The 15588-nt window shown below is 59.6% G+C and carries 9 protein-coding genes and 1 pseudogene; 1 reads left to right on the top strand and 9 read right to left on the bottom strand.

The genetic code is table 11. From position 1 onward, the window contains the following. Nucleotides 1–127: 127 nt before the first annotated feature. From Q0063_RS04940 to glnA, 6 genes are all read right to left on the bottom strand, one after another. On the bottom strand, nt 128–2224 hold the full coding sequence (locus Q0063_RS04940) for a glutamine synthetase III (RefSeq protein WP_297870868.1): 2097 nt from the start codon (nt 2222–2224) through the stop codon (nt 128–130). Nucleotides 2225–2450: 226 nt separating this feature from the next. Beyond that, nucleotides 2451–3845, bottom strand: coding sequence for a glutamate synthase subunit beta (locus Q0063_RS04935; protein WP_297870867.1), 1395 nt, complete (start codon nt 3843–3845; stop codon nt 2451–2453). A 14-nt stretch (nt 3846–3859) separates the two neighbouring features. Next, a complete protein-coding gene (gene gltB / locus Q0063_RS04930) occupies nt 3860–8383 on the bottom strand; it encodes a glutamate synthase large subunit (RefSeq protein ID WP_297870866.1) in 4524 nt (1507 codons plus the stop codon). Nucleotides 8384–8625: 242 nt separating this feature from the next. Further along, nucleotides 8626–10344 carry an ammonium transporter gene (locus Q0063_RS04925; RefSeq protein ID WP_297870865.1) on the bottom strand — a complete coding sequence of 573 codons (1719 nt, stop codon included), beginning with the start codon at nt 10342–10344 and terminating at the stop codon, nt 8626–8628. A 180-nt stretch (nt 10345–10524) separates the two neighbouring features. After that, a complete protein-coding gene (locus Q0063_RS04920) occupies nt 10525–11061 on the bottom strand; it encodes an ANTAR domain-containing response regulator (protein ID WP_297870864.1) in 537 nt (178 codons plus the stop codon). A gap of 7 nt (nt 11062–11068) precedes the next feature. Continuing rightward, nucleotides 11069–12397, bottom strand: a complete 1329-nt coding sequence (gene glnA / locus Q0063_RS04915; RefSeq protein ID WP_297870863.1) for a type I glutamate--ammonia ligase — start codon at nt 12395–12397, stop codon at nt 11069–11071. Nucleotides 12398–12659: 262 nt separating this feature from the next. On the opposite strand from glnA, the gene purF reads away from it, so the two are divergent. Beyond that, nucleotides 12660–14117 (top strand): amidophosphoribosyltransferase, encoded by a 1458-nt coding sequence (gene purF, locus Q0063_RS04910; protein WP_297870862.1) that lies wholly within the window; start codon nt 12660–12662, stop codon nt 14115–14117. Nucleotides 14118–14214: 97 nt separating this feature from the next. Here purF and Q0063_RS04905 read toward each other — a convergent pair whose 3' ends face one another. The 3 genes and pseudogenes from Q0063_RS04905 to Q0063_RS04900 form a co-directional block, all read right to left on the bottom strand. Continuing rightward, complete coding sequence (locus Q0063_RS04905; protein ID WP_367180335.1) at nt 14215–14658, bottom strand: aminomethyltransferase beta-barrel domain-containing protein; 444 nt, start codon at nt 14656–14658, stop codon at nt 14215–14217. A 33-nt stretch (nt 14659–14691) separates the two neighbouring features. Next, nucleotides 14692–14829 (bottom strand): annotated as a pseudogene (locus Q0063_RS14695) (tRNA 2-thiouridine(34) synthase MnmA); the annotation flags it as partial. 465 nt (nt 14830–15294) lie between these two features. After that, nucleotides 15295–15462, bottom strand: coding sequence for an FAD:protein FMN transferase (locus Q0063_RS04900; RefSeq protein WP_297870881.1), 168 nt, complete (start codon nt 15460–15462; stop codon nt 15295–15297). Between the last annotated feature and the right edge of the window lie 126 nt (nt 15463–15588).

Raw genomic sequence — 15588 nt, 5'->3', positions numbered from 1 at the left:
TCCTGTCAGTCGACAGAACTCCGCGGCTTTTTGCAGTTTTTTTAGTTATTTGGAAACTGCTGTTCCCCATTTCCCAAACAGCTTCCTGCTCTTCAGAGGATATTGCCGCCCGGTCCCGTTCCCCCTGTTATCTCACACTAAACAGCAGGTCGCCATAGTTGGGAAATGGCCAGTACTTCTTTGCGGTGACGGTCTCTGCCTCATCGCAAGCCCGGCGCAGCCGTTCCATCTGCGGCAGCACCCGGTCCCGGATGCGCTCGGACTCCGTCCTTATATCGCCGGCTCCTGCCAGTTCCTCCACCAGCCGCTCCAGCTCCGCTGTCCCGGTGTCAATCTGATCTGTGAGACCGGACAGCTTCTCTACCAACGCCATCTCATACGCACAGGCACAGCTGGGACTCAGCGCCTTTTTGCCGGCCGCTGCCCTTGCGGTGTCGGCAGCAAATGCCTGTATGGCGGGAAGGATCTCGGTACGGGCCATGTCCGCCATGGTCCTGGCCTCAATGAAAATGGTCTTACAGTAGTTGTCCAGCGTGACCTCGCAGCGGGAAACCAGTTCCGCCTTGGTATACACGCCGTGGGAGGTGAGCATATCCACGTTCTTCTGGTCCAGCAGATGGGGAACGCAGTCCGGCGTACTGGGGTAGTTCATCAGCCCCCTCTGACCGACAGCCGTCTCGATCCAGGCGGCATCGTAGCCGTTGCCGTTGAAGATAATCCGCTTGTGGTCACGAATGGTATCACGGATCAGGCCCTGCAGGGCGGATTCAAAGTCCCCTGTTCCCTCCAGCTGATCGGCAAAGCGCTTCAGGCTCTCGGCCATGGCGGCATTGAGCATAATGTTGGCACAGGCGATGGAGTCCGAGGAACCCACCATGCGGAATTCAAACTTATTTCCCGTAAAGGCAAAGGGCGAGGTTCGGTTGCGGTCAGTGGTATCCCGGCGGAACCGGGGCAGAACGTCCGCTCCCAGCTTCACCTTCCCCGCCTTCACGCCGGTGTAGGGCGCGTCATGCTCGATTGCGTCCAGAATGGCCGTCAGCTCCTCGCCCAGGAACATGGACACCACGGCGGGCGGAGCCTCGTTGGCTCCCAGTCTGTGGTCATTTCCGGCGGTAGCCACTGAGATGCGCAGAAGGTCCTGAAAGTCATCCACCGCCTGGATAACGGCGCACAAAAACAGCAGGAACTGGGCGTTTTCATAGGGCGTCTCTCCGGGAGAGAGGAGATTGACGCCGGCGTCAGTGGACAACGACCAGTTGTTGTGCTTGCCGGAGCCGTTCACGCCCTCAAAGGGTTTCTCGTGGAGCAGACAGACCAGGCCGTGGCGGGCGGCTACTTTCTGCATGATCTCCATAGTCAGCTGGTTGTGGTCTGTGGAAACATTCGTGGTGGAGTAGATGAGGGCCAGTTCATGCTGAGCCGGAGCCACCTCGTTGTGCTGGGTCTTGGCCAGGATGCCCAGCTTCCAAAGCTCCTGATTCAGATCCTCCATGTAGGCGGCCACCCGGGGCTTGATCGTGCCAAAGTAGTGATCATCCATCTCCTGTCCCTTGGGAGGCCGGGCGCCGAAAAGCGTGCGTCCGGTGAAGCGCAGGTCCCGGCGCTGCTCCCACAGCTTGGCATCCACCAGGAAATACTCCTGTTCCGGGCCCGCAGCGGTGCTTACCCGCTTTACCTCCGTGTTTCCAAACAGGCGCAGAATGCGCAGCGCCTGTCGGTTCAGCGCCTCCATGGAGCGCAGCAGAGGCGTCTTCTTGTCCAGCGCCTCACCATTGTAGCCGCAGAAGGCGGTGGGAATGCACAATGTCCGGTCCTTGATAAACGCGTAGGAGGTGGGGTCCCACGCGGTGTAGCCCCGTGCCTCAAAGGTGGCCCGCAGTCCGCCGGATGGGAAAGAGGAGGCATCCGGCTCTCCTCGGATCAACTCTTTGCCGGAGAACTCCATGATGACGCCGCCGTCCGGAGCGGGTGAGATAAAACTGTCGTGCTTCTCGGCGGTAACACCGGTAAGGGGCTGAAACCAGTGGGTAAAGTGGGTTGCCCCATGGGCCACCGCCCAATCCCGCATAGCGGAGGCCACCGCGTTGGCCACGCCAATATCCAGCCTCGCGTCCTCATCAATGGTCCTGCGAAGAGACTGGTACACTTCGGCGGACAGATTCGCTTTCATCACCCGATCATCAAATACCAAACTTCCGAAATACTCTGGCAGTGCTGCCATGTTCGTTCACCCTTTCCGCGATCATCGCATAAAAAGGGCAAAGGCGCCTTCCGGGAATACTCCCTAAAGACGCCTTTGCCTTTATGGGGGCATTATACGCCCTCGCCGGGACCCTGTCAATCATTTTTCAGGGGTTTCAGAAATCTTGGCCGAAACACCGGAAAATTCCGCTGCCGCGAAAAATTTTTCATGAACTTTCCACGATGGGCATTTCTCTTTCCAGAACCTATACCACCCGTACAAGATTGGTGCAGCCATTGAGGTACGCATCCACCTCCGCGGCGGCACTCCGCCCCTCCGCGATGGCCCATACCACAAGAGACTGGCCCCGGCGCATATCCCCGGCGGCAAAGACCTTCTCCACGGTGGTGGCAAAGCCGCCCTCCGAAGTCCGGACCGTCTCTTCCCAGGCCACGCCGAAGGCCTTGCACACTTCGCCCGCGCATCCGGCAAAGCCGGTGGCGGCGATCAGGAGCCCGCAGGGCAGAGCGTCTCCCTCCGTGGTGGTCACGGCGGTCAGTGCGCCGTTCTCCACACGGATCTCCTTAATTTGCACGCCAAACCGCCTGGGATCCTCTCCAAACAGGGCAGCAGCCTCCTCATGGGCACAGTCCCGGGGCAGAACACCGTTTTGCAGGTAGTCTGCCTCCGGACGGCGCACCAGCTGTGCAATGGACCGGCATCCCTGCCGCAGGGCCGTGGCCACGCAGTCGGAGGCGGTGTCGCCGGTACCGATGATGATCACGTCCCGCCCTTCCGCTGTGGGAACGGCGGGCGTTTTACCAAACTGCCGCTGTTCCACAGCGGCCTTCAAAAACTCCGTGCCGTAGCAGATGCCAGAGATTCCCTCTGTCTCCAATCCAAGGGGGCGGGGCCGCTCCGCGCCGCAGCAGAGGATTACCGCATCATAGTCCCGCAGCAGCCTCTGGGCCACCTGGGGGTCCGCCGCATCCACACCGGTGACAAAGCTGACCCCCTCGTCCGTCATCAGGTCAATTCTGCGCTTTACGATGTCCTTGGGCAGCTTCATATTGGGAATGCCGTAGGTCAAAAGCCCTCCGGGCCGCTCCTCCCGCTCCACAACGGTGACAGAGTGGCCCCGGTGATTCAGCTGGTCCGCCGCCGCCAGGCCCGCCGGGCCGGAACCCACCACCGCCACCTTCTTTCCCGACCACTGAGGCGGACGGCGGCGCCGCACCGCCCCGGCGGCAAAGGCCTCCTCTATGACGCTCAGTTCGTTGTCCCGGATGGTCACGGCATCGCCGTACATTCCACAGATGCACGCCCCCTCGCAGGGCGCGGGACAGACCCGCCCGGTGAACTCCGGGAAATTATTGGTTTTCAGCAGGCGGCTCAGGGCATGAGAGGGGTTCCCCGCATGGATCATGTCGTTCCACTCGGGAATCAAATTATGCAGGGGACAGCCAAAGTCCCGCCCCTCCCACCGGATGCCGGATTGGCAGAATGGGACGCCGCAGTTCATACACCGCCCTCCCTGTTCCCGGCGGGCTTCCGCCGTCAGGGGGATGCGGAAGGGCTCCCAGTCCCGGACCCGCTCCAGCGGCGGGCGGTCCGCCAGCTCCCGCCGGTCATATTCCAAAAATCCAGTGATCTTTCCCATATCGTCACCCCTCCTTATCCTCTCGCGGTGGCATAAAACGCCTCGATCTCCGCCTGCTCCCGGCTCATTCCCTTTTCCTCCTGCTGGGCAATAGCCCGAAGCATCCGGTCATAGTCTCTGGGCATGACCTTCTTGAAGCAGGGAATATAGGACTGGAACGCCGCCAGAATTTGCTTCCCTCTGGGGGAACCGGTGGCGGCTACATGCTCCTCAATCAGGGCACGAAGCTCCGCAATATCGTGGGCCTCTGTCAGTTCCGCAGCCTGAACCTGCTCCTTATTGAGGCGGAGATACAAATCATGCCGTTCGTCCAGCACGTAGGCCACGCCTCCGGACATGCCCGCCGCAAAGTTCTTCCCGGTGGGCCCCAGGATCACTGCCCGGCCTCCGGTCATGTACTCGCAGCCATGGTCGCCCACGCCCTCCACCACAGCGGAGGCACCGGAGTTGCGGACGCAGAAGCGCTCTCCGGCCATACCGTTGATGAAGGCCTTGCCGCCGGTGGCTCCATAGAGAGCCACGTTGCCCACGATGATGTTCTCCCCCGGCTTAAACCCGGTCCCCCCCGTCGGCGGATGCAGAATCAGCTTGCCGCCGGAGAGGCCCTTGCCGAATCCGTCGTTGCAGTCCCCCTCCAGGTCCAGCGTCAGCCCCCTGGGGATAAATGCCCCGAAGGACTGCCCGCCGCCGCCGCGGCAGGTGATGACATAGCTGTCCTCCGGCAGGCCGTTTTCGCAGGTTCGGGTGATCTCTGAACCGAACAGGGTGCCGAAAGCCCGGTCCGTGGAGGAAATCCGGATATCCAGACGCCCGCTCCTCCTGTCCCTGAGACTTTTTCCCAGTTTTTCCATCAGCACCCGCATATCCGCCGTCCTCTCCAGCTGAAAGTCGTAGACTGCGGCGGGGTCGAAGTGGGGCACATGGTCACCACAGGGATTTTGCAGCAGTGCGTCCAGATTCAGGGCCTCCGCCCGGCGAGTTATCAGTTTTTCCCGAACCCGCAGCAAATCGCACCGGCCCACCAGCTCGTCCACGGTCCGTACGCCCAGGGAGGCCATGTACTCCCGCAGCTCCCGCGCTACAAAATACATAAAGTTCTCCACGTACTCAGGCCTGCCGGAAAACCGCTTCCGGAGCTCTGGGTCCTGGGTGGCAATACCGGCGGGACAGGTGTCCAGATTACACACCCGCATCATGCAGCAGCCCATGGCCACCAGGGGCGCAGTGGCAAAACCGAATTCCTCCGCCCCCAGCATACAGGCAATTGCCACGTCCCGGCCTGTCATCAGCTTGCCATCGGCTTCAATCACCACCTGCTGGCGGAGGTCGTTTTGTATCAGGGTCTGATGGGCCTCCGCCACCCCCAGCTCCCAGGGCAGGCCCGCCCCCTGAATGGAGCTGCGGGGGGCCGCTCCGGTACCGCCGTCGTGGCCGGAGATCAGCACCACCTGCGCCCCGGCCTTGGCAACGCCGGCGGCAATCGTGCCTACTCCCGCCTCGCTGACCAGTTTGACACTGATCCGGGCGAACCGGTTGGCGTTTTTCAAATCATATATCAGTTGGGCCAGGTCCTCGATGGAGTAGATGTCATGGTGGGGCGGCGGGGAGATCAGGGTCACGCCGGGGGTAGAACACCGGGTCCTGGCAATCCAGGGATATACCTTTTTCCCCGGCAGGTGCCCCCCCTCGCCGGGCTTGGCCCCCTGGGCCATCTTGATCTGAATCTCATCAGCGCTGACCAGATACTCACTGGTGACGCCGAAGCGGCCTGAGGCCACCTGTTTGATGGCGGAGCGGCGGTCACTGCTCAGCCGCTCCCGTGCCTCGCCGCCCTCGCCGGAGTTGGATTTTCCGCCAATGCGGTTCATCGCAATAGCCATGCACTCGTGGGCCTCCCGGGAGATGGAGCCATAGCTCATGGCCCCGGTCTTGAACCGCCGGACAATGCTCTCCACCGGTTCCACCTCTTCCAGGGGGATTCCCCCGTCCTCCGAAACACGGAAATCCAACAGGCCCCGCAGCGTGTGGGGTTTGTCGGCAAAATCCACCAGGGCACTGTACTCCTTAAAAATCTCATAGCTCCCTTCCCGCGCCGCCTTCTGCAAAAGGAGAATGGTGCGCGGGTTGTACATATGGTCCTCTTTGTCCGGTCCGGAACGGAGCTTGTGAATCCCTGCGGAATCCAGCGTGGAGTCAAAACCCAGACCCAGAGGGTCGAAAGCCTGACTGTGATTCCACTCTACGCCTTCTCCGATTTCCTCCAGCCCCACGCCCTCCACACGGCTGACCGTGTTGGTGAAGTACCGGTCCACAGTGGCCCTGTTGATGCCCACGCACTCAAAAATCTGGGCGGACTGGTAGGACTGGATGGTGGAGATTCCCATTTTGGAGGCGATCTTCACAATTCCGTGGAGAATGGCCTCATTGTAGTCCCTGACGGCCACGGAGGACTCCTTGTCCAGCAGTCCCCGCTCCACCAGCTCCTCCACGCACTCCTGGGCCAGATAGGGATTGATCGCCTGGGCGCCGTATCCCAGAAGCGTTGCAAAATGGTGGACGTCCCGGGGCTCCGCGCTCTCCAGAACCATGGAGACCGCTGTCCGTTTTTTGGTCCGAACCAGGTGCTGCTCCAGGGTACTCACCGCCAGGAGAGAGGGAATCGCCACGTGATTTTCATCCACGCCCCGATCCGAGAGAATGATAATGTTGGCGCCCTTCTTATAGGCCCGGTCCACATTCACCACCAGACGGTCCAAGGCGTTGGCCAGAGGGGATCCCTTGTAGTACAGCAGGGAAACGGTCTCCACATGGAAGCCCGGGCGGTCCATATGCCGAATTTTCATCAGGTCCACCGAGGTCAAAATGGGGTTTTGGATTTGAAGAACCGTACAGTTGGACGCTTTCTCTTCCAGCAGGTTGCCGCTGGGACCCACATAAACGGTGGTGTCGGTGACAATTTCTTCCCGGATGGCGTCGATGGGGGGATTCGTCACTTGGGCGAAAAGCTGCTTGAAGTAGTTGAACAGGGGTTGGCGGCGCTCGCTGAGTACTGCCAGCGGCGTGTCCACCCCCATGGCGGAGGTGGGCTCCATCCCATCCCGGGCCATGGGGAGAATGGCATCCTTCACCTCCTCATAGGTGTAGCCGAAGGCCTTATACAGCCGGTCCCGCAGCTCCTGAGGATGGGTCTCCACCCGCTTGTTGGGAATGGGGAGGTCCCGGAGGTGAATCAGATTGGCGTCCAGCCACTCGCCGTAGGGCTGGCGGCGGGCATAGCGGGATTTGAGCTCTGCGTCGTCCACCAGCCGGCCTTCCCGGAGGTCCGCCAGCAGCATCCGTCCCGGCTGAAGGCGGGACTTTTTTACAATGCACTCCGGCGGCACATCCAGCACTCCCACCTCGGAGGAGAGAATCAGTTGTTGATCGTCTGTGAGATACCACCGGCAGGGCCGAAGTCCGTTCCGGTCCAGCACCGCCCCCACGGTGTCGCCGTCAGAGAAGACGATGGCGGCGGGCCCGTCCCAGGGCTCCATCATGGTGGCGTAATAGTGGTAGAAATCCCGCTTCTCCCGGTCCATCCGCTTATCCTTAGCCCACGGCTCCGGGATGCAGAGCATGACGGCCCGAGGCAGCTCCATACCGTTCATCATCAGGAACTCCAGGGTGTTGTCCAGCATAGCGGAGTCTGACCCGTTCTGGTCCACAACAGGCAGAATCTTATCCATATCGTCATCCATAACGGGAGAGGAGACGGTCTCCTCCCGGGCCAGCATCCGGTCCGCATTTCCCCGGATGGTATTGATCTCCCCGTTGTGGAGAATATACCGGTTGGGGTGCGCCCTCTCCCAGGAGGGGGAGGTATTGGTGGAGAAACGGGAGTGGACCAGGGCGATGGCGCTCTGACAGTCCGGGTCCGTCAAATCGGCATAGAACTGCCGCAGCTGCTCCACCAGAAACATTCCCTTATAGACAATCGTCCGGCTGGAGAAAGAGGGGATATAGGTATTGACATTGGACTGTTCAAATACCCGCCGGACAACATACAGCCTCCGGTCGAACTCCAGACCCCGGGCACAGTCCTCCGGGCGCTTCACGAAGCAGTGGCAGATATGGGGCATACAGCTTCTCGCCTTCTCCCCCAGCACCTCCGGATGGACCGGCACGTCCCGCCAGCCCAGGAACTCCAGTCCCTCCTTGTCCACAATGATCTCCAGCATCTTTTGGGCCTGGGCCCGCCTGACCCTGTCCTGGGGGAAGAAGAACACCCCCACGCCATAATCCCGTTCACCCCCCAGAGCGATTCCGAGGTTACCGGTGGCTTTTACCATCAACCTGTGGGGCACCTGGAGCAGCAGGCCCACGCCGTCGCCGGTCTCTCCGGCGGCGTCCTTTCCGGCGCGGTGCTCCAGCTTTTCCACGATTTTTAAAGCGCTGTCCACCGTCCCATGGGATTTTCGTCCCCGGATGTCCACAACCGCGCCAATGCCGCAGGCGTCGTGCTCAAACCGGGAGCTGTACAGCGGAGACACAAATGACATAAAAAACACTCCGTTCGCTGGCAAAATAAAAAAAGAGCAACGGGACCCCTTGGGAGGCCCCGTTGCTCTCTCATATTTTTTATTATACGTGCAAAAATACGCAGCTGTCAACGCTTTTTCCTGAAAATATCGGGCTATTCTCCCGTTTTCAGTAACTGCGCCAAAAGATTTCTTTTTGTGTCAGCACTCTTTGTGCATTTATGCGCTGCGGACGAATGTTCTCCATTCACATACGCACCGATTTATTTTGCCTCTTCGTCCTGGAGAGCGTCATAGCCCTGCCCGCCAGTGCGTACCTTCACCACATTTTCCACGTTGTAAACGAAAATCTTTCCATCACCGAAAGCGCCGGTGTACAGCACCTTCCGGGCGGTTTCCACCACCAGACTCACCGGCACCTTGCTGACCACGATGGACACCTGGATGCTGGGCAGCATGGTGGCCTCCACCTTGGCGCCCCGGAAGTAGCCCTCGGTCTTGCCTCGCTGCTCGCCGCAGCCCATGACATTGGTTGCCGTCATGCCTGTAATGCCGATATTGAACATGGCCCGCTTCAGCGCGTCGAATCGCTCCATCTTACAGAGAATGTCCACTCTGGTTATTTTCACGCCGCCCCGGGATGCTTCGACGGAGACGGCGGGGGGCACGGTCTCCACCGGTACCGCCTCCTGCAGGGGAACGGCTTCGGGCGATGCAGGGACCGGCAGGCCGTCCGGCGTATCGTCGTAGACGAAGGCGAAGCCACCGTAAGCGGAGGGCAGGCCGTGCTCCGTGATGTCCAGGCCCTTCAGCTCCTCCTCCTGGGAGACGCGGAGCCCAATAGTGTGCTTGATCACTTGGAACACAATCGTGATAGTCGCCGCCGCCCAGAGAGCCGTGGCGGCCACGCCCAGGCACTGGATCAGGAAGAAATGAGCCCCGTGGCCGTAAAGCAGACCCTCGCTGGTGGAGAACAGGCCCGTCAGGATCGTCCCCGCCGCGCCGCAGACGCCGTGGACGGAGATCGCGCCCACCGGGTCGTCGATCTTCAAAACGGAGTCAAAGAAATTCACGGAGACAGGCAGCAGCAGTCCAGCGATGGCACCGATGGCGGCGGCTCCCGCCGGGGAGACCACGTCGCAGCCGGCGGTGATTGCCACCAGCCCCGCCAGGGCGGCGTTAAGGGTCATGCCCACATCCGGCTTCTTGTAGCGAACCCAAGTGTAGATCATAGTCACGACACTGGCCACCGCCGGGGCCATGTTGGTGGTGACAAAAATCAGCCCCGCGCTGACGATCACATCATCCCCCTCCATGCCCACGGTGGAGCAGCCGTTGAAACCAAACCAGCAGAACCAGAGGATAAACACACCCAGAGCGCCCAGGGACAGACTGTGGCCCAGGATGGCCCGGGGCCTGCCCTGGTCGTCGTATTTGCCGATCCGGGGACCCAGGATAGCTGCGCCGATGCAGGCGCACACGCCGCCCACCATGTGAACCGCCGTGGAACCCGCAAAGTCATGGAATCCCAATCGGCTCAGCCAGCCGCCGCCCCAGATCCAGTGGCCGGAAACGGGATAGATGAAGGCGGAGATGCAGAAAGAGTAGAGGCAGTAGGAAATGAACCTGGTCCGCTCCGCCATAGCCCCGGAGACGATGGTGGCCGACGTGGCGCAGAAGACCGTCTGGAAAATGAGGTAGGCAAACAGGGGCACCCCGGCGGGCAGGACGGCGGAATAGTCCCCTCGGACGAAGGGGTCCAGCCCTCCGATGATGGCCCCGGGCCCGGCAAACATCAATCCAAAGCCCAGAAGCCAGTAAGTAGGTGTGCCAATGCAGAAGTCCATGAGGTTCTTCATCAGGATATTGCCGGTGTTCTTGGCTCGGGTAAAGCCTGCCTCGCACATGGCGAAGCCCGCCTGCATCAGGAAGACCAGAGCCGCTCCCAGCAGAACCCAGATGGTGCTGACAGATGAATACATAGTACTCCCTCCTTAAATGAAACGGGCAAAGGCGTCCGAGAGTCACGCTCTCAGGACGCCTTTGCCCTTGTGATGGGTACACTTTACCACGGCGCCGGCAGCTCCGTCAATAGAGGGGGATACAAGATATTAGAGTATCTACACAAAAAACTTTTGCAAAATTATACAATTCACCCAACGTCATACATTGTAAGACTCCACAACCCAACGGGCGGCTTCCGCCAGCTTCATGCCGCTGTCCATGGCCCGGCGCTGGAGAAACCGGTGGGCCTCCTCCTCGCTCATGCGGTTTACATCCATGAGGAGCTCCTTGGCCTTCCGGATCAGCTGCTGGGCCTCTTCTCCTCTCCCGGAAACAGGGTGGCGGAGATGTGTGCTCTCAAAATCCAAAAGCAGCCTTAACGAGGCCATGAACTCAGCATGTGTGGCGGGCAGAGGCAGCTTGTAGAGATTTTCTCCGCCGCACAGGTCCAAATAGGAAGCCCTGGCTATGACCAGCAGCACCGCTGTTCCCCGCAGCTCTGCCGCCAGGGTATCCGCCGTCATATCCGGCAGGTGAAAGCCACAGATTACCATGGCGCTGCCCAGCTGCCGGGCCATGCGGATCACCTCCGCACCGGAAGCGCAGGCCATGGTTTCCCAGCCCTCCCTGCTCAGCAGGCACAGGCTCTTTTGCCGGATGCGCTCATCTGCAAAAGCGACAATCGCTCGCTCCATCTGCGGCTCACCATGTAATCAGGCAGCGGTCCAGCTCCCACTGGGATATCTGTGTTCGGTATTCCTCCCACTCCTGCCGTTTGCCCTCAATATACCGCGCAGCATAAGGCCCCAACGCCTTTATTACCACCGGATCCGCCTCCATGGCCCGGAGGGCATCCTCCAGCGACGAGGGCAGATTCCGGATTCCCCGCGACGCCAGCTCTTCCGGCGACATGTGGTAGAGGTTTCCGGCAATCTCCGGCGGCGGCGCCAGCTCCCGCCGGATGCCGTCCAGCCCTGCAGCGAGACATGCCGCCAGCGTCAGATAGGGATTACAGGTGGGGTCGGGGCTCCGCAGCTCCACGCGGGTCCCCTGCCCTCTGGAAACGGGAATTCGGATGAGCGCAGAGCGGTTGCCGGAGGACCAGGTCAGGCAGCAGGGAGCTTCGTAGCCCGCCACCATTCGTTTGTAGGAATTCACCAGCGGATTGGCCAGCGCACAGAATCCCCGGGCGTGCTCCAGAAGGCCCGCGATAAACTGCCGGGCCAGAAGGGACAATCTCTGTGGATCCCTTTCGTCATAAAACATATTCCGTCCCTCACGGAACAGAGAGAGGTTGATATGCATCCCGTTGCCCGCCGCATCCCGCAGGGGCTTTGGCATGAAGGTGGCGTGGAGTCCGTTCTTCTGGGCCAGGGTCTTCACAGCCAGTTTGAGAGTCATAATGTTGTCGGCGGCAGTAAGGGCATCCGCGTATTTCAGGTCTATCTCGTGCTGTCCGGCAGCGACCTCGTGGTGACTGGCCTCCACCCCGATTCCCATCTTCTCCAGCGCCAGAGCCACCTCTCGGCGGGTGCTCTCGCCGTGATCCAGGGGACCAAGGTCAAAGTATCCCGCTCTGTCGGCGGTCCTGGTAGAGGGATTCCCCTCCTCATCAGTGAGAAAGAGGAAAAACTCCAGCTCCGGCCCCACATTCAGGGCCAGTCCCATATCCTCTACCGTCTGCAGTGCCTGCTTCAGCACGTTCCGGGGATCTCCGGCAAAGGGAGAGCCGTCCGGGTTGTGGACATTGCAGATCATCCGGGCCACCTTGCCATACTGCGGACGCCAGGGCAGGATGGCGAACGTATTCAAATCCGGCTTCAAATACTGGTCGGACTCCTCCACACGGACGGAGCCTTGGATAGAACTGCCGTCCAGCATGATCTCCCCGTCCAGTGCCCGCTCAATCTGCGATACCGTAATTGCCACATTTTTCAGCTGTCCAAAGAGATCGGTAAACTGCATCCGGATAAACTGGACGTTCTCCTCCTGGATCAGGCGGAGGATCTCCTCTCTGGTGTATCCTTCCATTCTGTGCTCCTTTCGGCCCAAGGCCCGCTAATTGAGATAATACCTGACATAAAAAGAGCAAAGACACCCCCTGAGGGGGCGCCTTTGCTCTCTCTGGAAGAGATTATACCGTAAAGTCCGCCGCTGTGTCAATGCGCGATGACGGATTTTTGTGAAAAACCAAAGTTGACAGACGTTGCAAAACGCTATAAAATACGGGCAAAGGCAAAGACGTCTCTTCCAAGGGATGTCTTTGCCCTTTTTTGATTGTGAGGGGATCGCTATGGCAATTCATGAAGCGTGCGGCGTGTTTGGCGTCGTCTGTCCGGAACCCGCCGATGTGGGGAGGATCGTCTACTATGGGCTCTATGCCCTCCAGCACCGGGGGCAGGAGAGCTGCGGCATTGTGGTCAATGATGACGGCGTCTTTGCCTCCCACAAGGACCTGGGACTGGTGGGCGAGGTGTTCAACCGTGACATTCTGGATCGGCTGCCCCGGGGAACGATGGCGGTGGGCCACACCCGCTACGGCACCACCGGAGCCGCCAGTCGGCGGAACTGCCAGCCCATCGAGGTCAATCATCAAAAGGGGCATATGGCCCTGGCTCACAACGGAAACCTCAGCAACGCCGCCGAGCTCCGGGACAAGCTGGAGCTGTCCGGAGCGATTTTCCACACCACCAGCGACACAGAGACCATTGCCTATATTGTCACCGGAGAGCGGCTGACTGCCCCCTCTATCGAAGAGGCCCTCAGCCGTGCTATGAAGTGCCTGGAGGGGGCCTATTCTCTGGTGCTCATGTCCCCCCAGAAGCTGATCTGCGCCCGGGATCCCCGCGGCTTCCGGCCCCTGTGCTATGGACGGCTTCCGGACGGCGGCTATGTGGCCGCGTCAGAGAGCTGTGCCCTGCGCGCCGTGGGAGCGGAGTTCATTCGGGACCTGGAGCCGGGGGAAATTCTAATTTTTCAAAATGGGGAAGTCACCTCCCGCCGGGAACACTGCGGTAAATACCGACCTACGCCCTGCATCTTTGAGTACATCTATTTTTCCCGCCCGGATTCCGTCATCGACGGTGTATCCGTCCATGCCGCCCGGCTGCGGGCGGGAGAACTCCTGGCCCGGGAGCACCCTGCGGAGGCGGATGTGGTGGTGGGTGTTCCGGACTCCGGCCTGGACGCCGCATTGGGATACAGCCGGGCCTCCGGCATCCCCTATGGCATTGGACTGATTAAAAACAAGTACATTGGCCGAACCTTCATTGCCCCTGGACAGGAACACCGGCTGGATCAGGTGCGGCTGAAGCTCAGCGCCGTGGAGGAAACCGTGGCAGGCAAGCGAGTCGTGCTGGTGGATGACTCCATCGTCCGGGGGACCACCAGTGGGCGAATCTCCTCCCTTCTCCGAGAGGCGGGCGCCAGGGAAATCCATCTGCGCGTCTCTGCTCCGCCGTTTTTGAATCCCTGTTACTATGGAACAGATATTGACTCCCAGGAAAACCTGATCGCCTGCTGTCACAGCTCAGAGGAAATCGCCAGAGTGATTGGCGTCGACACGCTGGGATACCTGCCCGTCTTGGCTTTGAGACAGCTGACGGGAAGTCCATTCTGCTGCGATGCCTGTTTTACCGGACATTATCCCACCACGGTTCCCTCTGATTTGCGAAAAGACCGGTTTGAGCGAAAACTGACGGAGCGAAAACAAGAGGTGTGGGAAAAACAGGGTTCACCACCCCATGAGTAAATTTTCTTTTCCGGCTGATGTCAATTGACGGTATGCTTTATCAGGATACAGAGGTCTGCCAGATTGCCTCATTGGCGTAAAGTAGCAAACTTTCCCTTCATAGGCAAATTGTTCCTCCGCCCACAACTGTGTCACCGACATATAGTACAACCGCCTGCCCTGCTGTGATGGCCCGTTGGGGCTTGTCAAACAAAAGCCGGATTTTCCCCCATTCATCAGGATATACCGCAGCGGGCCACTCAGTTTGCCGATACCGAATTTTTGCGCGGACCCGCATTGGCGCAGACAGACGGTCGATTGCGATCCAGTTCACATCATCTGCCCATAATTCCCGGTTGTACAGCGACTGCTCCGGGCCAACTGTTACGGTATTCTCTGCCATATCCTTGCGGCAGACATAGACCGGCTTGTTCATGGCAAGGCCAAGTCCTTTCCTCTGGCCTATGGTATATCGAACAGCGCCCTGGTGCCGCCCAATCGCTTGCCAAAACAGATCAAGGATATCGTCGGTTGGGTAGAGTTTGCCTGTATACCGCTCCAAAAAGACAGCATAATCTCCACCCGGTACAAAGCAGATGTCCTGACTGTCCGGCTTCCCGGCATTGCGGAACTTCCGGGCCTTTGCAATGCCCCGAACCTCCTCCTCGTTCAATTCGCCCAGCGGGAAGCGAACAGGGGCCAAATGTTTCTGTGTCATTGCGTAAAGGATATATCTCTGATCTTTACTCTATAGCAATCCACAAAAATACCGCAAAAGATCAGCGGTTCGGGAATCGCATGGCTGCGTTGTCCCCGCAAGGGGGACGCCGCATCCGTAAGGCGGCAGAGCCTCGCGCCAAAGGAACGGCGCTCGGCAGACTTCACGGGTGATGTGAAGCCAGCCGCCAACGACTGCGCAGTCGTCCTTGACGGGCGCCAGCCTCGGCCCAGAGGAACGGGCCTCGGCAGACCCCATGGGTGATATGGGGCCAGCCCGCCTGCGTCCGCCGCCTGCAATCCCCGTCCTCGCTTCCTTCTCCACGGGGCTAGGCCTTGATTGATAAATGACGAAATGCACAACGGCGAGAGATTTTTTCGTCGATCAAGGCGATTTGACGCCGCCATACTTTGTGTATGGCAAGGAAAATCAACGCTGAGCGGCGGAAAAAGCTCCGCCGTTTGGGTGTTTTGACATTTTTCAAACGAGGCCTAGTAAATCCGGGTGATTGATATGATGATAGGGAATACCGTCTACGGTAAAATACCGCTGGTAACTTCCGCTGGTCACAACGGAAATATCCCGAATATTCAGCTTATGCAAATATGGAGAGTCGCTTTTTGAATCAGGGATTTGTAGTTCTGCAATCCAATGTTCATTGCCAGGTCATTGTGCAAGTAAACATTTTTCGAGGGAGAATATCCGCTGGTTTTGTTGCATTCGTCGCTTTACATCCAGACATTTCTGCGGTAAACTTTTCTCATCTAAACCGTT

Origin of the sequence: uncultured Oscillibacter sp. (assembly GCF_947654275.1) — a bacterium.
GTDB lineage: Bacteria > Bacillota > Clostridia > Oscillospirales > Oscillospiraceae > Oscillibacter.
This window is presented reverse-complemented; position numbering and strand designations above follow the sequence as displayed.

Excerpts from the sequence above, each read along its gene's own strand:
- Q0063_RS04940 (WP_297870868.1), bottom strand. The coding sequence starts at position 2,224 with ATGGCAGCACTGCCAGAGTATTTCGGAAGTTTGGTATTTGATGATCGG.
- Q0063_RS04935 (WP_297870867.1), bottom strand. The coding sequence starts at position 3,845 with ATGGGAAAGATCACTGGATTTTTGGAATATGACCGGCGGGAGCTGGCG.
- gltB (WP_297870866.1), bottom strand. The coding sequence starts at position 8,383 with ATGTCATTTGTGTCTCCGCTGTACAGCTCCCGGTTTGAGCACGACGCC.
- Q0063_RS04925 (WP_297870865.1), bottom strand. The coding sequence starts at position 10,344 with ATGTATTCATCTGTCAGCACCATCTGGGTTCTGCTGGGAGCGGCTCTG.
- Q0063_RS04920 (WP_297870864.1), bottom strand. The coding sequence starts at position 11,061 with ATGGAGCGAGCGATTGTCGCTTTTGCAGATGAGCGCATCCGGCAAAAG.
- glnA (WP_297870863.1), bottom strand. The coding sequence starts at position 12,397 with ATGGAAGGATACACCAGAGAGGAGATCCTCCGCCTGATCCAGGAGGAG.
- purF (WP_297870862.1), top strand. The coding sequence starts at position 12,660 with ATGGCAATTCATGAAGCGTGCGGCGTGTTTGGCGTCGTCTGTCCGGAA.